Here is a 21,032-nt window from a genome sequence, read left to right on the forward strand (position 1 = left end):
GTCGTGGGCGATCGGTGGGCGCATCAAAGTTCGCGCCGTGATCGCGCGCATCACCCACGTGATTTATTGGCCGGGCGAGGTGGTCGGCGCGGCGGCGATCCCTCCGGCCCATAGACCTTCGGGGAAAGAGACCTCGGGAGGCCGCCGTGCACTGGAACTATGGAGACATCTTCGACGCGGTGGCGCGCGCCGTCCCGGCCGATCGTCCTGCCCTGATCTGGCGCGATGTGGTTGTCACATGGGGCGAGTTCGATCGCCGCACCAACAACCTGGCAAAAGCCATGGTCGATCTGGGCCTCGAACCCGATGCGCGGATCGGCATCCTGTGCCGCAACCATCCCGCCTATCTGGAGTTCCTCGTGGCCGGCGTGAAGGCCCGCCTGCTCACCGTCAATCTCAACTATCGCTACACGGCCGACGAGATCGCCTACGTGCTGAATGACTGCAACGCGGAGGCGTTGTTCTACCAGTCGGACTTCGACGCGATGCTGGAGCCGCTGCAAGCCCGCCTGCCGGACGTTCGCGCCTGGGTGCGCATCGAGAACGAGCGGTCACCCGAGGCCGCCCCCGAAGGCGCGCTGTCCTACGAGACCCTGGCGCGGACGGGCGATGGCCAGCCGCTGGACATCACCCGTTCGGGCGACGACGGCTATCTGCTCTACACGGGCGGCACGACCGGCAAGCCGAAGGGCGTCCATTGGTCGACCGACCAATCGCGTCGCGTTCAGCTGGAGTCGCCGCTGATCGCGCGCGCGCCGCAGTCGATGGACGAGCATGTCGAGGGTGTGCGCGCCACCGACAGCCGCATCATTCCGGCATGTCCTCTGATGCACGGATCGGGCAGCAACTCGGCCATGGGCGACCTGCTGAACGGCGGGACGGCGATCATCCTGTCCGGCGACCGGTTCGACGCCGCCCAGCTCTGGCGCGAGGTCGAGACGCATCGCGCCACGCGGGTCTCGATCGTCGGCGACGTCTTCGCAAAGCCCATGCTCAAGGCGCTGGACGATGCGCCGGGCGTCTATGACCTGTCCAGCATGAGGGCGATCAGTTCGGCAGGGCTGACCTGGTCAAAGGAGGTCAAGGAGGGCCTGTTGCGACACATGCCCAACATCGCGCTCGTCGACATCCTGGGCGCGTCGGAAGCCTCGGGTCTCGGCTATTCGGTCGCCAGGGCCGGCAAGATCCCGGAGACCGGCGTCTTCGACGCCGCGCCCCTGACGGTGCTGATCGATCCCGACACGGGGACGGTGATGCCGAAGGACCGTCCGTCCGAGGGCTTCATCGCCCGCAGCGGGGCGATGGCCAATGGCTATTTCGGCGATCCCGAGAAGACCGCCGCCACCTACCGGACGATCGACGGCGTGCGCTATGCCGTGCCCGGAGACTTCGCGCGCTGGATGCCGCCCAACCAGTTCACCCTGATCGGACGGGGCAACCTGTCGATCAACACCGGCGGCGAGAAGGTCTTTCCCGAGGAGGTTGAGGAGGCCCTGAAGCTTCAGCCGGGCGTGGCCGACGTCCTTGTCGTCGGGCAACCCGACGAGAAGTGGGGCAAGATCGTCGTGGCGATTCTCAAGCCGGACGGCCTGTTCGACGAGGCCCGGGTGAGGGCGGGTTTGACCCAGACGCTGTCGGCCTACAAGCACCCCAAGCGCTTCGTTCTGGTGGACACCGTGCCTCGGCACGAGAGCGGCAAGGCCGACTACCGAACCGCTATCGCCCTGGCGGACGAGACCGCCTAGCCGTCAGCGCGGGCGAGGCGGCCAGGCGTTCATCGACTGGCCGCCGATCGCCATGAGCTCGCCAGTCCGGGCGAACAGGCGGATGTCGCCGTGGGCGAAGCCCGAGCGGATGCCCTGGATCCTGGCGTCGCAGAGGATCCAGTCGGTCTCGGCGCGACGCACCACCCGCAAGGTATTGTCCAGACTGACGCCGCCCAGGCCGCCGCCGAGCGCCTTGCTGAGCGCATAGGGCGTGAAGTCCGCGAACAGGGCCAGCACGCTGATATCCATCGGAAGGTCCTGGCGCGCCCGCATCCAGAAGACCACTCGTCCGCTGTCGGCCAGCCTTCCGGTCGGCTCGGCTTCCGCGAACGCGCCGGGCGCGATGCGCATCTCCAGGGTTTCCAGAAGCGTGCCGGACTCCTGGCCATGAGGCCAAAGCTTCGCCGTCTCGCAGGCCTCGGGCGGGGGAACCTCCGGAGCGCGATCCCAGGCATGGTCCAACGGCTCGTCGCGCACGCCCAGCGCCGCCGAGGCCAGGAAGATTTCCCGATCGCCCACGCGCCCGACGACGCGCGCCTGCGAGATCGTCCGTCCGGGCCCGGGGACCTCGACGTTCAGTTCCAGGACTTCGCCGGGGCGGAGGGGACCGAGGAACTGGATCGTCGACCAGATGACCGGGCGCTGGAGATGGTCTTCCAGCGCCGCCAGGGCCGAGCCGAAAAGCACGCCGCCGAAGACGAAGACATTGCCGGGCGGCCCGACGCACAGGCGTCTGTCGGCCTTCAGGGTCTGGCGGGGAGAGCCCGTCTGCGCCTCGAAGCGCGTCAGGCGCGAAGGCGGTTCGCTGAGGGCTGTCGCCGCAGTGGTCTCGTCGTTCATGTGTCTCCTCTCGCGGCGCCCCTGGGCCGCGGTCACAGATCGGCGCGCCAAGCCATGCGTCAGGTCCGGGATTCAGATCAAGGCGTGCGAGCACAGCCTTCCAACAGACACATCCGTGATGTTCGCGCGCCAAGGACCCCGCCACTGGCACGGCTTGGGTCACGGCCGCAACAAGGTGACGTCCATCAGGGAGATCGCCATGACCGCGTTGCCGCAGCCGACCCCAAGCCAACAGCCGACCCGCATCGACGCGCTCGTGATCGGCGCCGGCTTTGGCGGCATGTACGCCGTGCACAAGCTGAGCGGCATGGGCCTGAGCGTCAGGGGCGTCGAAGCCGGCGGCGACGTCGGCGGCGTCTGGTACTGGAACCGCTATCCGGGCGCTCGCTGCGACCTGATGAGCCTGGACTACTGCTACTCGTTCTCTCCGGAAATCGAGCAGGAATGGACATGGAGCGAACAGTTCGCCGCCCAGACGGAAATCCTGGCGTACGCCAACTTCGTCGCCGATCGCCTGGACCTGCGTCGCCATTTCCTGTTCGAGACCTGGGTCACGGGCGCGGCCTATGACGAGGACGCCAATGTCTGGCGCGTCACCACCGACGATGGCCGCGTCTTCGAAGCGACCTACTGCGTGATGGCGTCCGGCCCGCTGTCGATCCCCAAGGGTGTTCCGTTCGACGGCGCCGAGGACTTCAAGGGCGAAATCCTGCTTGCGGCCAAGTGGCCGCATACGCCGGTCAGCTTCGAAGGCAAGCGGGTCGGCCTGGTCGGCACGGGGTCGACAGGCATTCAGATCGTGCCGGAGGTCGCCAGGACCGCCGGAACACTGACGGTTTTCCAGCGCACCCCCAGCTTCACCCTGCCGATGCGCAACGTGGCTCTGGAGCCGGATTACGTCGCCGAACTCAAGCGCAACTATGCGGGTATCCGCCAGGTCGCCCGCAACAGCCCGCTCGGCGGCGTTCGTCCGCAATCAACCCGGCCGTTCTTCAGCGTCACCTCCGAGCAGCGCCGCGCGCTCATGGAGGATTCCTGGGCGCGGGGCGGCCTGTCCTTCCTGGGCACGTTCTCGGACCTTCTGGTCAATGCCGAGGCCAATGAACAGGTCGCCGAGTTCGTCCGTGGAAAGATCAGCGAGGTCGTCGCCGATCCTGTGACCGCCGAGAAGCTGAAGCCGCGTGGCTACCCGATCTTCGCGCGCCGTCCGTGTCTCGACACCCACTACTATGAGACCTTCAACCTACCGCACGTGACCCTGCACGACTGCCTGGAAAGCCCGATCATCAGGATCACCCCGGCTGGCCTGCTCACGGCCACCGGCGAGGTGGAGCTGGACACGCTGATCTTCGCCACCGGCTATGACGGTCTGACTGGCGCGCTCCTGAACTTCGACGTGGTGGGCCGGGGCGGGGTGCAACTGCGCGACAAGTGGCGCGACGGCGCCACGTCGTACCTGGGTCTGATGATCTCGTCGTTCCCGAACCTGTTCCTGGTCTGCGGGCCGAACGGTCCGGCGGCGCTGGCCAACATCATCACTCTGGACCAGCAGAACATCGACTGGATCGCCGACGCGATCACCCACATGCGCCAGCAGGGCCTGGCCAGCATCGAGCCGACCCAAGGGGCCGAGCAGGCGTGGATGGAGACCGTCTACGGTCTCGCCGGGCTGACGCTCGTTTCCAAGGCCAACACCTGGTACGTGGGCGGCAACATCAGCGGCAAACCGCGCGGGCTGAGCATGTATACCGGCGGCTTCCAGCGCTACACCGAAGCGTGTCGGCTGGCCGCCGAGAACGGCTACACCGATTTTGTGTTCGAGAAGGATGCCGCGCAGCAGGCGGCCAGGATCCCTGAGGCGGTCGACGGATAGCGCCGCCGCTGGATCCGGAAGATGCGGACCGCACGATCCCATCGTCGGCGACGTCTCCAGCGCCCCTGAACAACAGGCGCGCCCGGCTAGCGAAAAAACATATAAGGATATCCTTATATCCCTCTTGACGCCGATCGCCTTCGGGCGTCCTTTACGCGTGTCGTGGTCTGCGGGCGTTCGCGCGTCCGGAGCTAAGAGGGAAGTCGGTGAGGGCGTGAAACCCCGAGGCCGGCGCTGCCCCCGCAACTGTGAGCGGTGAGCCGCTGTCCATTGAGTGTCACTGACGCGCCGAGCTGGATCGGTGGCGTGTCGGGAAGGCCAGGGCAGGGGTGATGACCCGTGAGCCAGGAGACCTGCCCCGACAGATAACGTCCTCCGGCGGGGTGTCCGGTCTGGTCGCATGGAAGGTGCGTCCGGACCGCGATGATCCGTGCGCGCGTTCGCGCGCGTCCCGGCCAGCCTCCGCCACAACACCGGCAGAGGCTTTTGAAATGACCGTTACCGTCGCCAACCTTGGCTTTCCCCGCATCGGCGCCAAGCGCGAACTGAAGTTCGCCCTGGAGGGCCATTGGGCCGGCCAGACCGACGCCCGGGCGCTCCTGGACACCGCCCTGGCCTTGCGCGCCCAGGCCTGGATGCGCCAGGCCGCCCTGGGTGTGGCCCACGTGCCCAGCAACGACTTTTCGCTCTACGACCACGTGCTGGACACCGCCGTGATGGTCGGCGCGATCCCGGACGCCTATGGCTGGGACGGCGGCGAAGTCGACACCGCCACCTACTTCGCCATGGCGCGCGGCGCGCAGGGCGCGACCGCCCAGGAGGCCTGCGGCCCCGGCTGCGGTCACGGTCATGACGCCGGGCCAGGGGAGGGGGGCGTCCCGGCGCTGGAGATGACCAAATGGTTCGACACCAACTATCACTATCTGGCTCCGGAGGTATCACGGGGGCAGACCTTCGCCCTGAGCTCGACCAAGCCCATCGACGAGTTCCTGGAGGCCAGGGCCCTCGGGGTGCAGACCCGTCCGGTCCTGCTGGGGCCCGTCACCTTCCTTAAGTTGGCCAAGACCAGGGACGAGGGCTTCGCGCCGCTGTCCCTCCTGTCGGCCTTGCTGCCGATCTATGCCGAGGTGCTTCAGGGCCTGGCCGCCGCCGGCGCTGACTGGGTGCAGTTCGACGAGCCGTGTCTGGCCCTGGACCTGACGGCTTTCGAGCGGAACGAGATCCGCCGCGCCTATGGCGCCCTCACCCACGCGGTCCCCAGCCTGCGCCTGATGCTGACCAGCTATTTCGGCGGCTATGGCGACAACCTTCACACCGCCCTGAACCTCCCGGTCGAAGGCGTGCATCTGGACCTCGTCCGCGCGCCGGAGGAACTCGAGACGGCCCTGGCCGCCAGCCGCGAGAGCCTGGTCCTGTCGCTGGGCGTGGTCGATGGCCGCAACGTGTGGCGCGCCGACCTTCCGGCCCTGCTGGATCGGCTGGAGCCTGCCGTCGCCCAGCGCGGCTCTGACCGGGTCATCCTGGCCCCGTCGTGTTCGCTGCTGCACGCGCCCATCGACCTGACCCTTGAGAGCGCCATCGATCCGCAGGTGCGCCAATGGCTGGCCTTCGCGGTGCAGAAGATCGAGGAACTGGCGGTCCTGGCCCAGGCCCTGAACGGCGGCCGCGCCGTCGTCGCCGCCCAACTCGAAGCCAGCGCAACGGCCGCCCAGGCGCGCCGCACCTCACCGAAGATCCACGACGCCGCCGTCGCCGCGCGCCTGGCTGGAGTGACCGACGCCATGGCAAGGCGAGGCCTGGACTATGGCGACCGTCAGGCCTTGCAAGCGGATCGTCTGAACCTGCCGGCGCTGCCCACCACCACCATCGGCTCCTTTCCGCAGACCGAAGGGGTGCGCAAGGCCCGCTCGGCCCACGGCAAAGGCGTCCTGGACGACGCCGGCTATCAAGCGTTCCTTCGCGAGGAGACCGCTCGGGCCATCGCCTGGCAGGAAGAGGTCGGCCTCGACGTGCTCGTCCATGGCGAGTTCGAGCGCAACGACATGGTGCAGTATTTCGGCGAACAATTGGCCGGCTTTGTCTTCACACAGCATGGCTGGGTGCAGTCCTACGGCTCGCGCTGTGTGCGGCCGCCGATCCTGTTTGGCGACGTCTCGCGTCCCAAGCCGATGACCGTCGGCTGGTGGACCTATGCGCAAGGCCTGACGTCCAGGCCGATGAAGGGCATGCTGACCGGGCCGGTGACAATCTTGAACTGGTCGTTCGTCCGGGACGACGTCCCGCGCGCCCTGGCCTGTCGCCAGATCGCGCTGGCCATTCGTGACGAGGTGGTCGACCTGGAAGCGGCCGGGGCCAGGATCATCCAGATCGACGAAGCCGCCCTGCGCGAAGGCCTGCCGCTGCGCCGCGCCGACTGGGACACCTATCTGTCCTGGGCGGTCGAATGCTTCCGCCTGACCGCCTCGGGCGTCGCCGATCACACCCAGATCCACACCCATATGTGCTATTCCGAGTTCAACGACATCATCGCCGCCATCGGGGCGATGGACGCCGACGTGATCTCGATCGAGACCGCGCGGTCGAAGATGGAGCTGCTGGACGCCTTTGTGGTCGACCGGTACCCGGCCCAGATCGGCCCGGGCGTCTACGATATCCATTCCCCCCGCGTGCCGACGGTCGAAGAGATGATCACCCTGCTTTCGGCCGCGAGCGAGCGGCTGTCGAGCGGGCAGTTGTGGGTCAATCCTGACTGCGGTCTGAAGACCCGCAAGTGGCCCGAAACCAGGACGGCCGTGGCGAACATGGTCGAGGCCGCCAGGCGGTTCCGTTCCACGGAAGCGGCGGCTTGACCGGCCCCGTTACCCGGCTTGTGGACATCGTCTTCCCGACCGACGTCAATCATCACGGCACGCTGTTTGGCGGCGTCGCGCTCGCGCACATGGACAAGGTGGCCTTCATCGCCGCCTCACGGCATGGGCGGGCGCCCTTCGTCACGGCGTCCTGCGAGCGGATCGACTTCGCCGCTCCGGCGCGCCAGGGCGAGATGGTTGAAGCTGAAGGGCGCGTCACACGGGTGGGGCGTCGCTCGCTCACCGTCGAGGTCAGCCTGCTGGCCGAGGCGCTGCTGACGGGGGAACGCCGGCTGTGCGCCAAGGGCCTGTTCCAGATGGTGGCGCTGCGCGACGGAGATCTTCCGTCGCGCGACCTGCCGCCCCTGGCGGACGCTGAACCTACGGGTGAGGATCTGCGGATGGTCGAGATGGTCTTTCCAAACCGTACGAACCACTACGGCACCCTGTTTGGTGGCGAAGCCCTGGCGATGATGGGCAAGGCCGCCTTCATCGCCGCCACGCGGCACAGCCGAAAGGTCGTGGTGATGGCGGCCTCGCAACGGGTGGACTTCGCCGTGCCGGTGGCCGGCGGCGATCTCGTCGAGCTGGTCCCCAGAGTCACCAGGACAGGGACGCGCTCGATGACCGTCGAGGTCGAGTTCTGGGCGGAGGGGCTGCTGAGCGGCGTCCGCAGCCGTTCGGCTGTGGGGGAATTCGTGATGGTGGCGGTTCGGGAGGCCTGAATCCTTGGCCCCCTTGGCGATGGACGCGGTGTCCGTCGCCAAGGGGGCCAAGTCTGGCGCGTGGCTGCCTATCAAGGTCGCCGCGAACTCAGGGCGGCGTCACATTTTCCACTTCGCCTGGATCGTGACCGTCCGCGGGGCGCCCGGTGTGATCCAGAGGTTGCTGTAGGAACTTTCAAGATAGTACGCGTCCAGCAGGTTCTCGGCGTTCAAGTGCAGCGACAGCCCTTGGGTCGCCTGATAGCTCAGGTTCAGCCGCGCGGTGACGTAGTCGGGCAGTTTGAAGCCGGAATTGACGTCGTCGCCCGGCCGCTTGCCGACATAGACCAGCCCGCCGCCGACACCGATCGCGCTAGGACCCTGCTGGGCCGTTTGCCAGTGCGCATAGACCGCCGCCGACTGGCGCGGGATGTTGCTCAGAGCGCTGCCAACGAAACCCGCGCGGGTGTCCTTGGTGATCTCTGTGTCGGTGAAGGCGTAGACCCCGGTGAGCGTCAGCTGGTCGTTGACCCGCAGGTTGGCGTCGAACTCCACGCCCTGGCTGCGCGCCTCGCCGACCGCGATCGAGAAGCCGGCATTGGCGGGGTCGTTGACCAGGATATTGCTCTTGTCGATGCGGAAGGCCGAGGCTGTGCCGGTGAGCCTGCCGTCAAGCAGGGCGTATTTGACGCCGCCCTCGAAGGCCTCGCCCTCTTCAGATGCGAAGGCGGCGCTGGTGGCGTCGGTCCCCTGATTGTAGCGGAAGGATTGGCCCCAGCTGACATAGGCCGAGATCGTGTCTGACGGCGACCAGGTCAGGGCGGCGCGGGGCGAGGTGCGCGACGGGCTCTGCTTGCCGACCGTGTTGTTGCGATAGTTGGTGTTGGTTTGCTGGATCCAGTCATGACGCAGGCCCACCAGGACGGTGAACTGGCCCGCCGTGATGAGATCCTGCGCATAGAGGCTCTGGCCGCGCAGTTTCTCCAGCATGTTCTGGTTCATCGTCGCCACCGGCTTGGACTGGCCATAGACCGGATTGAAGATGTCGATGGCGTAGGGCGTGGCCGCCGTCGGGCTGAAGCGCAGGAAGACCCGCCGCTGGTCATAGCTGAAGGCGTCGCCCCCCAGCCGCATCTGATGCTCGACGCCCATCATCTGGCGCTTGACGCTCAGCTCCAGGCGGCCCGACAGGTCCTGCCAGTCATAGTCGTGAACCCGCAGCTGACGTCGCAGCTGGGTCCCGACCAGGGCCGAGTTGTGGGTCGACTGGCCCTTGAAGAAGCCGTCGCGATACTGAACGCCGCCCTCGAGCGAAACGCCCTCGGCGAGGTCGAACGCGGCCGAAGCCTGATGCTGCAGGCTTTGCTGGTGGATCTTGCCGTCATTGGGCTCGCCTAGGAAGCGGTCGCGGGGCAGGGCCTTGCCGTCGCCGTTCACGGCCACCAGGCCCCGGTCGTGGACGAAATGCACGTCCATCGCTTCGAACTGATAGAGGAGGTGGGCCTTGTCGGTCGGATCCCAGGCGAGGGACGGGGCCAGCACCAGTCGGTCGCTGCCGACATGGTCGCGGAAGCCGTCCGTGGTCTGATAAGCGCCGACCAGCCGCACCGAGACCGTGTCGCTCACCGGGCCACCCAGATCACCCGCCGCGCGCCGGGTGTCGAAGCTGCCATAGCCCAACTCGGCCGAGGTGTGGGCGTGGCGCAGCGGGGCCTTGGTGACGATGTTGATCGAGCCGCCGGGTTCGCCCTTGCCGGACAGAGCCGAAGCCGGCCCCTTGAGCACCTGGAAGGTCTCGACCGTGGCGGTGTCGCGACGCGGATTGAAGCCGCGATTGGCGGTGAAACGATTGACCAGCAGGTCGGGTCCCTGGTTGATGTCGCCCGAGAAGCCCCGGATCGCATAGGCGTCCCAGGCGCCGCCGAAGCTGTTCTGGCGCGCCATCCCTCCGGCGAGATCGAACAGATCCGAGAGGTTGGCCAGGCCGGTCTGATCGATCAGATCTCGATCCAGAACGCGCACGCTCTGCGGCAATTTCAGGGGCGAGACGTCCAGCCCATTGATGCTGGCATTGGCTCGCCGCGCCGTGACGGTGACGTCCTCGACGCGCGCGCTGTCGGGATCAGTCTCTGCCGCCGCGGGCGTTGTCGACAGCGCGGCCGCCGCGCAACCCGCGAGCAATGCGACCCGAAAATCCACGAAACTCATGTCGTTCCCCCGAAACCACACCAACCCATCAATCCGCGATTGACTCTCAATAGTGATGTTACGTTATAACGTACTAATTCGGGTGGGCGCGGCTTGGCAAGCGCCTTTGCGTTTTTGAATGAGGGGGTCCGAGTCTTGACCATGACATCCGCCGCTGCGCTGGAGGCCGTGGGCCTCGAGCAGCGCTATGGGAGCCAACTGGTCCTTCGGGACCTGACCTTCTCGGTGCGGGCGGGAGAGATCTACGCCCTGCTCGGCGGCAATGGCGCGGGCAAGTCCACGACCCTCAACCTGTTTCTGGGCTTGGCTAGTCCGACGGCGGGAGCGGCCCGGGTATGCGGTGTCGAGGTCGGCGCGGACCCGACGGCGGCGCGCTCGCGCATCGCCTATGTGCCTGAGAATGTCGCGCTCTATGAGCACCTGACCGCGCGCGAAAACATCGACTATCTGTTGACCCTGGCGCGAGCCGACACCGAGCGGACCTTGATCGAAGAGGCCCTCGACGCCGTCGGTCTGACCCGCGACGCCTGGGACCGCCGGCTGGGCGGCTTCTCCAAGGGGATGCGCCAGAAAGTGGCCATCGCCCTGGCCATCGCCAGACGCGTGCCCGTGCTGCTGCTGGACGAGCCAACCTCTGGCCTGGATCCGCGCGCCGTCGCCGACTTCAATCGTCTGCTGCAGACCGCGCGCGAGCGCGGCGTGGCGACCCTGATGGTGACCCACGACCTTCTGGGCGCCTCGGAGGTTGCCGATCGCATCGGCTTCCTGGCCAACGGGCATATCGAGGTCGAGCTCACCGCCGAGGGACCTGATCGCTTCGACCTTCGCGCCCTTCACCAGCGCTATGTCCAGGTCGGGGCGGCGGCGTGAGCGGGCGGCCAAGTCTGATCGGGCGGGTGGCGCGCGAGGAATGGCGCGCCCTGGTCCGCAACCGGGTGTCGACGGTGGCCGGAGCGATCCTGGCCGCGTTGCTGGTCAGCGCCGCCATCCTGGGGGTTGAACAGCGCAACGCCATCGAGGCGACCCGCCAACACCATCAGGTCAGTTCGGACCAGCAGTTCGACGCGCAGCCCGACCGTCATCCGCATCGCATGGTCCACTACGGTCAGTTCGTTTTCCGGCCGCTGTCGGCCCTGGCCTTCTTCGACCGCGGCGTCGACAGCTTCACGGGCCACACGGTTTTCCTGGAAGGCCATCGGCAGAACAGCGCCAATTTCAGTGAGGCGCGGCAGTCGTCCCTGCTGCTGCGGTTTGGCGAACTGACGCCGGCCTTCGTGTTGCAGACCCTCGCGCCGCTGCTGGTGATCTTTCTGGCCTATGGCGCGGTGGCTGGCGAGCGCGAGCGCGGCACGCTGCGCCTGATGGCCGCTCAGGGCCTGGCGCCAAGCGAGATGCTGATGGGCAAGTTGGCGGCCTATGGGGGCGTGGTCGGACTGATCCTGGCGCCGGCGGCCCTGGCGCTGCTGATCGCCGCGCTGGTGGGCTGGGCGCCGCCCGGACCGGCTCTGCTGCTGTTGCTGGGCTATGGGCTCTATCTGGCGATCTGGGCGGTGGCCGCAGTCTTGATCTCGGCCCTGGCGCGCCGGTCGCGTGACGCCCTGATCGTTCTGGTGTCGATCTGGATGGTTCTGGTGGTGCTGCTCCCCCGCACCCTGCCGGAAGTCGCGGCGCGCCTGGCGACGCCGACCAGGATCGAGACGGACGTCGCCATCCACGAGGATCTCAAAAAGATCGGCGACAGCCACAATCCCGACGACCCCTATTTCGCGGCCTTCAAGGCCAAGACCTTGGCCAGGTACGGCGTTCAGCGCGTCGAGGATCTGCCGGTGCAGTGGGGCGGTCTGGTCGGCATGGAGGGCGAGCGCCTGACCAGCCAGCTTTTCGACCGTTACGCCCGCGAGGCCTTCGCGCGCGAGCAGGCGCAGAACAGGTTTGTGCGCGGCTTCGGCGCGGTCAGCCCCGTGATCGCCCTGCGCCAGGCCTCCATGAGTCTGGCGGGTACGGACACCGAGAGCCACCAGGACTTCCTCAATCAGGTCGAGCGCTATCGCTACGCCTTCGTACAGGCGCTCAACCGCATGCAGGTCGAGCAAATCCCCAACCAGAACGCCGGGGAGGATCCGCGCATCGCTGCCGACAACTGGAAGCGCGTGCCCAGCTTCACCTATGTCGCGCCGGACAGGCTGAGCCTCGCCGGCGGCCGCGTGGCCGCCAATCTGGCCATTCTCGCCATCTGGCTGGCGGTGCTGCTGGCCTTGTGCGCGCCCGTCGCCCGCCGTCTTCGCAAGGACGCCCGATGATCCGTCTTCGATATGAACTGCGGCTGCTGCTTCGGTCGCGGGTCAGCGCCGCCGCCCTGGTTTTGCTGCTTACCCTTTCCATGGTGGCTGTCTGTGCGGGGCTTGCGGCCACCGCGCGCCAGAACGCCGTCATCGACAGGGTGGCGGCCGCGCAAAACCGCGACCTCGCCGCCGTCGCCAAGCAATATGGCAAGCCCGACAGCGAGGCGGGCAATGCCGCCTACTATACGTTCTTGTTGACCTCGGACCGTCCTCCCAGTCTGGCCTTCGCCGCCCTGGGTCAGCGCGATATCCAGCCCTATGTGCTGCGAGTCCGTCTCCTTGGCCTCCAGGCCCAGCTGTACGAAACCGAGACGGTCAATCCCGAACTGGCCCTGCCAGGGCCGTTCGACTTCGCCTTCGTGCTGATCTATCTGGCGCCGCTGGCGGTGATTGCGCTGATGCACGACCTGGTTTCCGGCGAGCGGGAGGCTGGCCGTTTGCGCGTGCTGAACGCCTTGCCGGCCAAGCCTGGCAAGCTCTGGCTGCAGCGCGCCGGGCTGAGGCTGGGGCTGGTGCTCTTGGCCCTGCTGGCGCCGTTCCTGATCGGCGCGATGATCGCCCAGGCGCCCATTGCTGGTGTCGCGACGTTCGGCCTGGTCGCCGTGCTCTATGTCGCCTTCTGGACGGGTCTTGGCCTGCTGGTTGGAGCCTGGGGGCGTCGCTCGGCCTTCAATGCCGCTACCCTGGTCGGATGCTGGATCGTGCTGGTCCTGCTGGTTCCCGCCCTTGGCAACGCGGTGCTGTCACGGACCGTGCCGGTCGGTCGCGGCGTCGACCTGACCCTGGCCCAGCGCGAGGCCGTCCACCGCGCCTGGGACATTCCGCGCGAGGCGATCATGGGACCCTTCAGGGCCAAGCATCCGGAGTGGAAGGACACGCCGCCGGTCAGCGGCCGCTTCCACTGGAAATGGTACTACGCCATGCACGAGATGGGCGATGACAGCGTGGCCGGGCAGGTCGCCGCCTACCGGTCGAGTCTGGCCGCGCGCCAAACCTGGACGGAACGCCTCGGCTGGCTTTCCCCGGCCGCCGCGGCCCAGACCCTCGTCCACCGCGCCGCCGATAGCGACCTTCCGGCGCATCTGGCTTACCAGGACAGCGTCGCAAGGTTCCATCGTCGCCTGCAGGACTTCTACTACCCCTACCTTTTCAACGAGCGACCGTTTCAGCGCGCCGATTTCGACCGGCTGCCCGTTTTTGAGCCGAGAAGCCCGTCGGGCTCGACACCGCTAGCGCCGCTGCTTGCCCTTCTCGTCTTTACGGCCGGGGCCTGGATCGTGGCTTTCACGCGCACGCGCCACATCAGAGAATAGGTCTTTGAAACTCGGGGCGTTGCGTCCCTGGCAGACGATGTTTCGACCTTTGACCCACTGGGCCGGTCAAAGGTCGAAACTCGATTGCAACAGTCCTGGTTGTCAGCTCGCGCTGGACGCCTCCGTTCAGCGCAGTCCCAGCTTGCCCGCGATCGCCGACCACGGCACCAGCTTGAAGTTCTGCTTCTCGGGCGGCGAGACGTTGCGGCCGTCCTGGGCGACGAAGGCCCCGGCTTCCAGGCCTGTGCCCAGCGAGGCGCTGGTCACCTCCAGGCCGTCGGTTTCCGAGACGCCGTCGATGCCGGTGGCGCCGTCGGCGATCACCGCGAAGCTGCCGACATAGGCGTTGTCACCCTCGCGCCTGAAGATCGCGTAGCTGTTGTTGCCCTGGCTGGAGACCACCAGATAGCCCTTGCCGCCGGGCTGGGCGTACAGGCCCACGCCTTCCAGGTCGTCCTTCAGGGCGGGGTTGTCGACCACGCGGACGACGGACTTGCGGGCCGCTCCGGTGGAGGGTTCCGCGCCCAGCTTCCACAGGGCGATGTCCTCTTCGGCGATGTAGAGGGCGCCGGTCTCGTCGTCGGCGACGCAGCCTTCGGTCTGGGTGTCGAACTTCAGGTCGCGGACCTGCTCGGCGCGGACCTTGCCGGCGGGGGTGGCGACCAGCTTCCACTGGCGCACGCCGCCATCGGGATCGCTGATGAACACGAAGGTCGCGCCCTTGCGGTTGCGATACATGCACAGGCCATAGGGGTCGGAGAGGCCGGTCGCCTGCACGCCGTCGGCGACGCTGGTCAGCTGCCGGGTGTCGGGGTCGATGGTGTAGATCGCGATGGCCTTGCGGGTGCGGTCGCTGGCCACGACCAGGGTTACGGTCTTGCCGCCCAGCCTGAAGCCGCCGCGCAGGTCGACATTGTTCATCTTGCCGTCGGGCAGGTACTGCAGCGGCTTGCCTGACAGGTCATGGACCAGCAGTCCGCCCTTCTTGTCGGTGACGATGATGGCGTGCTTGGTCGGATCGGTAGGGTGGACGAAGATCGCCGGATCGTCTGCGGCGTCGCCGCCGTGCTCGACGGGCTGGGTTTCCATGGTGGCCTGGACCAGGGCGAGCTTGCTGGGCGCCGCCTGGGGCGCCGCCTGGCCGGGCGAGACCTTCAGGGCGGCGGCGACGTCCTGCCAGGACAGCACCTGGGTGTTGGCCCCGACCTTGCGGTCGTCAGTGACCAGCAGGGCGCCGGCCGGCAGGCCCTGGCCAATGGGGGCGCGCACGCCGAACAGGCCAGACGGGCCCTCGATGGCGTCGGCGCCGTTGGCCTGAATGCGGAAGGCGCCCAGGAACCGGTCGTCGGCGTTGCGGTCATAGACGTTGTAGTCGCCGGCGTCGGCATTGACCGCGACCAGATAGTTGCCCTGGGTCCCGCCGTTCAGAATAGCCAGGCCGCCGACCTCGCCCTTGATGCGGCCCAGGCGGTTGATGTCGACCACTGTGGCCACGGCCTCGGCTTCGGGATCGGCGTCATAGCGCCAGATGCCGACCGCCTGCTGGGCGACATAGAGGGCGCCCGAGGTGTCGTCGGCGACGCAGTACTTGGCTTCCGAAGACAGGTGCAGGCGGCGCACCAGGCGGCCGTCCAGCTTGCCGTCGGCGGTCGGATACAGCAGCCACTGGTCCAGCTGGCCGTCGCCGCCCAGGGCGAAGGCGTACAGCGATCCGTCGCGCGGGCTCTGATGCAGGCACAGGCCTTCGCCGGCATAGCCCAGCATAAGCGGACGCGCCTCGACGTCGCGGGCCTGGCCGGTGGCGAAGTCGTAGCGCGACAGGCGGATGCGGCCTTCCTTGCGGTCCAGCACAGCAATCAGGTTGTCGCGCACATCGACGCCATAGGTTTCGCCGCCGGGCAGGGCGGCCTTGCGGGCGCCGTCCAGGCCGTGGAACTCCAGCCCGCCCAGCTCGCCCGTCGCGGCGATGACGCTCTTGCTCGGGTCAATCCTGTTGTAGAGCAGGGCGGCCGCATTGGCGCCGCCCTGAGCGGTGGGCGCGGTCGCGCCGATCGGGGCGACGCTGGCGACCGGCGCGGCGGCGGTCTGGGCGGATGCCTGACCGGCGAAGGCCATCAGCGCCAGTATGCTGGCGGCGGCGAGATGTTGGCGGCGATGGATCATGGTGTGTCCCCCTGTGTCGCATCTTTGATGTGCGACTGGCCTAGTGGTGCGGCGCTGACGCCACGCTGACGATCAGGCCGCTCTCGGTCGATTTCGCACTGAAAATTCCATTTGAGTTGTAAAATAGAATATTCGTTCGTATCGTCTCGTCAATCAGCAGGCCGTGGGTTAGCGGCGAGGGAGGCTTTATGGCGACACTTCGATACGCTTTGATGGCGGCCGCGATGATCGCCGCGCCTGTTTTCTCCAGCCCCGTCGCGGCCGCGCCCAATGGCGGTCCTACGGGCGATCTGAAGCTGGAGCGCATGGTCATGTTGATGCGCCACAGCGTCCGCCCGCCGACCAAGTCTCCCGCCACCCCAGCCGGCACGACGGCCCAGCCCTGGTCCAACTGGACCACGCCCTATGGTGAGCTGACCCAGCACGGCGCCGATGGCGCGCGGCTCATGGGACGCCACAATCGCACCTTCCTGGGTGCGCGGGGTCTGATACCGCGCGAAGGCTGCGCGTCGGCCGGCGACATCGTCATCTGGGCCAGCGGCAAGTCGCGGGCGATCCGTACGGCCGAGTCCTTTGTCGATGGTCTGCAGCCCGGCTGCGGCCTGGCCGTCGATCACCCCAAGACCGAAGCCGACGACCCGGTCTTCCATCCCAGCGAAGGCATGGACGGCGACCTGGCCCTGAAGGCCTCGCAGCGGTTGAAGCCCGGCGTCGCCAACGAGGCCCGGATTCACGCCGCCGATTTCGCGGTCCTGCAGAAGGTGCTGGGCTGCGACCCCGCCACCAAGGCCGGCTGCGGGATCGCCCAGCGCCCCTCGAGCCTGAAGGCCAATGTCGGCGACAGCGCCGACCTGGAAGGCGCGCTGTCCATCGCCTCGACCGCCGGCCAGACCGTTCTGCTGGAATATGTCGAGGGCAAGCCGATGGAAGAGGTGGGCTGGGGCCGCGCCTCCAGGGCCGACATCCAGGCGATGCTGCGCTTCCACCCGGTCAAGTTCCACTATGAGGTCGGCTCGCCCTATGTGGCCCAGCGCTACGCCGCGCCGGTGGCCAGGCGCATTCTGTCGGCCCTGAACGGTGAGGCCGGAACCGGCAAGCTGACCCTGCTGGTCGGCCACGACACCAACATCGCCGCCCTGCGCGCTTTCCTGGATGCTCACTTCACCATCGCCGACTATCCCCGCGACGATCCGCCCCCCGGCGGCGCCATGGGGTTCGAACTGCTGCGCGATGGCGGCGGCAAGGCTTTCGTGCGGGCCTTCTATACGGCCCAGAGCATGGACCAGCTGCGCGAGCTGCAGCCTCTGACGGCCTCGAACCCGCCGGCCTATGCCTATTTTCCGATCCCCGGTTGCGGGGTTAAGGGCGAGCCCACGGTCTGTCCGCTGGAGACCTTCCAGAAGATCGTCGGCGGCAAGCTGACCTCGCCCATCCAGCACTAGGAAGCTCCATGACCCTCCCGCGCCTCAGCCGTCGCTCGATGCTGGCCAGCACGGCCGCCGCCGCCTTCGCCGTAATCTCGGCCCCGGCTCTCGCCGCCGTGCTGGGCTATCCCCGGGCTCTGGAGGGCCCGATGGTCGGGGCGCCGGGGCCGGGTCACCTGACGATCTGGACGCGAGCCAGCGGCGCCTTCGAGGTGGTGCTGGAGGTCTGCAAACGCCGCGACTTCACGGGCGCGGTGGTGACGGCCAGGGCGGCGGCTTCGAAGGACGGCGACTTCTGCGTCACCCTTCGGGCCGAGGGGCTGGATCCCGACACCGCTTACTATTACCGCCTACGCTATGCGGGCGAACTGGACCGCCACCAGCCGATCCCTCACCGGGCCCGCACGGCGCCCGCTGGCCCGGCCGAGTTTCGCGTCGCCTTTGGTTCGTGCTGCCGCCTGCAGTTCGATCCCGAGCAGCGCATCTTCACCACGGTCAAGGCGCTGGAGCCGGACCTGTTCTTCTGGCTGGGCGACAACATCTACGCCGACAGCGACCAGCCCGAGAACATCGCCGACCTCTACCGGCGCGGCCGGGCGGTGGAGGCCCTGCAGCCGCTGCTGCGTTCGACCCCGCAGCTTGCCATCTGGGACGACCACGACTTCGGCTTCAACGATTCCGACGGCGCCAATCCGATCAAGGTCCAGTCGCTGGAGCTGTTCAAGGCGTACTGGGCCAATCCGGCGTATGGCGAGCCTGGCAAGCCGGGGATCTATTTCAGGCAGGCCTATGGCGGGGTGGACTTCTTCTTCCTCGACGGCCGCTATCACCGCGACGCCACCACCCTGCCCGACGGGCGCGGCAAGACCATGCTGGGCGCCGACCAGAAGGCCTGGCTGAAGCGCGAGCTGAAGGCCAGCACGGCGCCGTTCAAGATCCTCGTCTCGGGCGGCGGCTGGTCCAGCGCCGAGAAGGAGTCCGGCGGCGACTCCTGGGGCGTCTACATGACCGAGCGCGACGAGATCTTCGACTTCATCCGCGACCAGGCCATCGGCGGGGTGGTCTGCATCTCCGGCGATTCGCACATGGGGGAGCTGAATTGCGTGCCGCGCTCAGGCGTCGGCGGTTACGACATCTATGACTTCTGCAGCTCGCCTTTGGCCCAGATGCCGGCGGTGAAGTTCCTGCGTCAGGAGCCGGAGATCCGCGTCCGCGACGTCTGGGCCCGCAGCGTCAATGTCGGGGTGATGAGCTTCCAGATGGGTGCCGATCCGGTGCTGACCTACACCCTGCACGACGTGCTGGGCGAGGCGGTATGGGCGCCGCTGGTGCTGCGTCCCGCCGACCTGAAGAACGGCGTGAAGACCTGGGACAAGCTCAGCGATCCGGGCGAGCTGAAGCGGCTGAAGCGCCGCGAGGCGGGGCGGGGTTATTACGGGACGGATGCGAGCTGAGACCTGGAGCCTTCCGGACGTGAAAACGGCGGCCCTCGCGAGAGAGCCGCCGTTTGTATTTCTTTCTCTCCCCCGGCGGAACGGAGAGAAGGGTTCTAGAGCTTCACGACCGCCCCGCTCTTGGCCGACTGGCTGGCCGCCTCGGCCAGGGCCAGGGCCTCCACCCCGTCCACATATCCCACGGACGGCAAGGCCTCGCCCCGGATGATCTCGGCGAAGTGCGCCATCTCGCGGCGATAGGCTTCGGCGTAGCGGTCCAGGAAGAAGTTCTGGAAGGCGTCGCTGGACGCGCCCGCTTCGCTCCAGACCGACACCGTGCTCTCCATCACGTTGTCGGCCCGCACCAGCCCTTTGGAGCCGAAGGCCTCGATGCGCTGGTCATAGCCATAGCCGCTGCGGCGGCTGTTGCTGATCATGCAGATCTTGCCCGAGCCGGTGCGCAGCAGGATCTTGGCGGTGTCGATGTCGCCAGCCTTGCCGATCTCGGGATCGACCAGGCAGCTGGCGGCGGCGAACACCTCGGTCACCGGCTCGTCGAGCAGCCAGCGGGCCATGTCGAAGTCGTGGATGGCCATGTCCTTGAACAGGCCGCCCGACACCTTGACGTAGGCCACCGGCGGCGGGGCCGGGTCGTGGCTGGTGATGTGCACCGTCTCCAGCGCGCCGACGATGCCGCCGCTGAGGCGGGCTTTCAGGCTCTGGAAATTGGGGTCGAAACGGCGGTTGAAGCCGAGAAACAGCTTCACGCCCTTGCCGCCCAACTCGCCCACTGCCGAGCGGGCGCGGGCCAGGTCCTGGTCGATCGGCTTCTCGCAGAACACCGCCTTGCCGGCGGCTATGGCCTTGAGACTGTAGTCCAGATGGGTGTCGGTCGAGCTGGCGACGATGACCCCGGCCACCGACGGGTCGTTCAGGGCGGTGTCGAGATCAACGACGCTGGCGCCGGTCTCGGCGGCCAGGCTTTCGGCGGCCGCGGCGACAGGGTCGACGACATACTTCAGGCGCAGGCCGGGCTGGCTGGCGGCGTTCTTGGCGTGGATGCGGCCGATGCGGCCGGCGCCCAAAATGGCGATGTCTTGCATGGTGTCCTCGGGACTCAGAGTGTGACGGGCGCGCCGGTCGCCGCCGAGCGGGCGGCGGCTTCGGCCAGGGCGAGGGAGGCGACGCTGGCGGCGAAGCCAGTTTCCGGCCGGGCCTTGCCTTCCAGGATGTCGGCGAAGTGGTCCATCTCGGCGGCGTAAGCCCCGGCATAGCGGTCGATGAAGGCGAAGGGGAACCGGTCGGCCTGCGCCCCAGCCTCGCCCCATATCGACACGGCGCTGTTGGTGACATTGTCGACCCGCGCCGCGCCCCTGGAGCCGAAGGCCTCGATGCGCTGGTCATAGCCATAGCCGGTGCGGCGGCTGTTGCTGATCATGCACAGGCGGCCGGTGGCGGTCTTCAGGATCACCTTGGCGGTGTCGACATCGCCCAGGCGGCCGATCTCGGGATCGATCAGGCAGCTGGCCCAGGCGAACACCTCCACCGGCGCTTCGCCCATCAGCCACGGGGCCAGGTCGAAGTCGTGGATGGTGAAGTCCTTGAACAGGCCGCCGCTGGTCGGGATGAAGGCCGGCGGCGGCGTGGCCGGGTCGTGGTTGACGATGTGCAGGCTCTCCAGCACGCCGATGGCGCCGCTTTCGATCCGGGCCTTCAGGGCCCGATAGTGCGGGTCGAAGCGGCGGTTGAAAGCCACGAACAGCTTGCCCTCGGCTTTTTCCAGCGCCCCGGAATTGGCCAGCAGGCGGGCAAGGTCCAGATCCAGCGGCTTCTCGCAGAAGACCGCCTTGCCGGCCCGGAGGGCGGAAAGCGCGTTATCCAGGTGTGCGTCGGTCGAGCTGGCCACGATGATCCCTTCGATCTCGGGATCGGCCAGCACCTCGTCAAAGCTGGCCTGTCTCGCGCCAAGTTCGCTCGCCAGCGGGCCGGCGACGTCGGGGCGGGGATCAATCAGGGCGACGAGGCTCAGCCTCGGATTGGCGGCGGCGTTGCGGGCATGGACCGCCCCCATTCGTCCCGCGCCCAGCTGCGCCACCTTGGTCATCGTCCCGCTCCCG

At 67.6% G+C, this 21,032-nt stretch carries 14 protein-coding genes and 1 riboswitch; of the genes, 9 read left to right on the top strand and 5 right to left on the bottom strand.

Translation table 11 applies throughout. The features are described from left to right. Positions 1 to 146: 146 nt before the first annotated feature. On the top strand, positions 147 to 1,745 hold the full coding sequence (locus tag ACW17V_RS04760) for an acyl-CoA synthetase (RefSeq protein ID WP_492107727.1): 1,599 nt from the start codon (positions 147 to 149) through the stop codon (positions 1,743 to 1,745). A 3-nt stretch (positions 1,746 to 1,748) separates the two neighbouring features. On the opposite strand, the gene ACW17V_RS04765 is transcribed toward ACW17V_RS04760, so the two are convergent. Next, positions 1,749 to 2,606 (bottom strand): acyl-CoA thioesterase, encoded by an 858-nt coding sequence (locus ACW17V_RS04765; RefSeq protein ID WP_492107728.1) that lies wholly within the window; start codon positions 2,604 to 2,606, stop codon positions 1,749 to 1,751. Positions 2,607 to 2,805: 199 nt separating this feature from the next. On the opposite strand from ACW17V_RS04765, the gene ACW17V_RS04770 reads away from it, so the two are divergent. The 3 genes from ACW17V_RS04770 (at position 2,806) to ACW17V_RS04780 (ending at position 8,053) form a co-directional block, all read left to right on the top strand. After that, a complete protein-coding gene (locus ACW17V_RS04770; RefSeq protein ID WP_492107729.1) occupies positions 2,806 to 4,479 on the top strand; it encodes a flavin-containing monooxygenase in 1,674 nt (557 codons plus the stop codon). 146 nt (positions 4,480 to 4,625) lie between these two features. Continuing rightward, positions 4,626 to 4,854, top strand: a riboswitch (cobalamin riboswitch). 116 nt (positions 4,855 to 4,970) lie between these two features. Further along, positions 4,971 to 7,328: a 5-methyltetrahydropteroyltriglutamate--homocysteine S-methyltransferase gene (gene metE / locus ACW17V_RS04775; protein ID WP_492107730.1), complete on the top strand. Its 2,358-nt coding sequence runs from the start codon at positions 4,971 to 4,973 to the stop codon at positions 7,326 to 7,328. Continuing rightward, a complete protein-coding gene (locus ACW17V_RS04780) occupies positions 7,325 to 8,053 on the top strand; it encodes an acyl-CoA thioesterase (protein ID WP_492107731.1) in 729 nt (242 codons plus the stop codon). The genes metE and ACW17V_RS04780 overlap by 4 nt, the downstream gene beginning before the upstream one ends. Before the next feature lie 99 nt (positions 8,054 to 8,152). Here the strand turns inward: ACW17V_RS04780 and ACW17V_RS04785 are convergent, their stop codons facing one another. Continuing rightward, positions 8,153 to 10,240, bottom strand: coding sequence for a TonB-dependent siderophore receptor (locus ACW17V_RS04785; RefSeq protein WP_492107732.1), 2,088 nt, complete (start codon positions 10,238 to 10,240; stop codon positions 8,153 to 8,155). A gap of 141 nt (positions 10,241 to 10,381) precedes the next feature. Between ACW17V_RS04785 and ACW17V_RS04790 the strand changes: the two genes are divergently transcribed. The 3 genes from ACW17V_RS04790 to ACW17V_RS04800 are packed head-to-tail and all read left to right on the top strand — an operon-like array spanning position 10,382 to position 13,895. Next, positions 10,382 to 11,110, top strand: coding sequence for an ABC transporter ATP-binding protein (locus tag ACW17V_RS04790; protein ID WP_492107733.1), 729 nt, complete (start codon positions 10,382 to 10,384; stop codon positions 11,108 to 11,110). Then, positions 11,107 to 12,540, top strand: a complete 1,434-nt coding sequence (locus tag ACW17V_RS04795) for an ABC transporter permease (RefSeq protein WP_492107734.1) — start codon at positions 11,107 to 11,109, stop codon at positions 12,538 to 12,540. The genes ACW17V_RS04790 and ACW17V_RS04795 overlap by 4 nt, the downstream gene beginning before the upstream one ends. Beyond that, a complete protein-coding gene (locus tag ACW17V_RS04800) occupies positions 12,537 to 13,895 on the top strand; it encodes an ABC transporter permease (RefSeq protein ID WP_492107735.1) in 1,359 nt (452 codons plus the stop codon). The genes ACW17V_RS04795 and ACW17V_RS04800 overlap by 4 nt, the downstream gene beginning before the upstream one ends. A gap of 126 nt (positions 13,896 to 14,021) precedes the next feature. Here ACW17V_RS04800 and ACW17V_RS04805 read toward each other — a convergent pair whose 3' ends face one another. Then, positions 14,022 to 16,058, bottom strand: a complete 2,037-nt coding sequence (locus ACW17V_RS04805; RefSeq protein WP_492107736.1) for a phytase — start codon at positions 16,056 to 16,058, stop codon at positions 14,022 to 14,024. Positions 16,059 to 16,270: 212 nt separating this feature from the next. Between ACW17V_RS04805 and ACW17V_RS04810 the strand changes: the two genes are divergently transcribed. Together ACW17V_RS04810 and ACW17V_RS04815 are read left to right on the top strand one after the other, a co-directional pair. Continuing rightward, positions 16,271 to 17,500, top strand: coding sequence for a histidine-type phosphatase (locus ACW17V_RS04810; RefSeq protein ID WP_492107737.1), 1,230 nt, complete (start codon positions 16,271 to 16,273; stop codon positions 17,498 to 17,500). 8 nt (positions 17,501 to 17,508) lie between these two features. After that, a complete protein-coding gene (locus ACW17V_RS04815) occupies positions 17,509 to 18,936 on the top strand; it encodes an alkaline phosphatase D family protein (RefSeq protein WP_492107738.1) in 1,428 nt (475 codons plus the stop codon). A 95-nt stretch (positions 18,937 to 19,031) separates the two neighbouring features. Here the strand turns inward: ACW17V_RS04815 and iolG (ACW17V_RS04820) are convergent, their stop codons facing one another. Then, positions 19,032 to 20,018, bottom strand: coding sequence for an inositol 2-dehydrogenase (iolG, locus tag ACW17V_RS04820; RefSeq protein WP_492107739.1), 987 nt, complete (start codon positions 20,016 to 20,018; stop codon positions 19,032 to 19,034). 14 nt (positions 20,019 to 20,032) lie between these two features. Beyond that, entirely contained in the window at positions 20,033 to 21,019 is a 987-nt protein-coding gene (gene iolG / locus ACW17V_RS04825; RefSeq protein WP_492107740.1) for an inositol 2-dehydrogenase, read from the bottom strand. Between the last annotated feature and the right edge of the window lie 13 nt (positions 21,020 to 21,032).

The sequence above is a fragment of the Caulobacter sp. FV2ye17ST genome, from assembly GCF_058680955.1.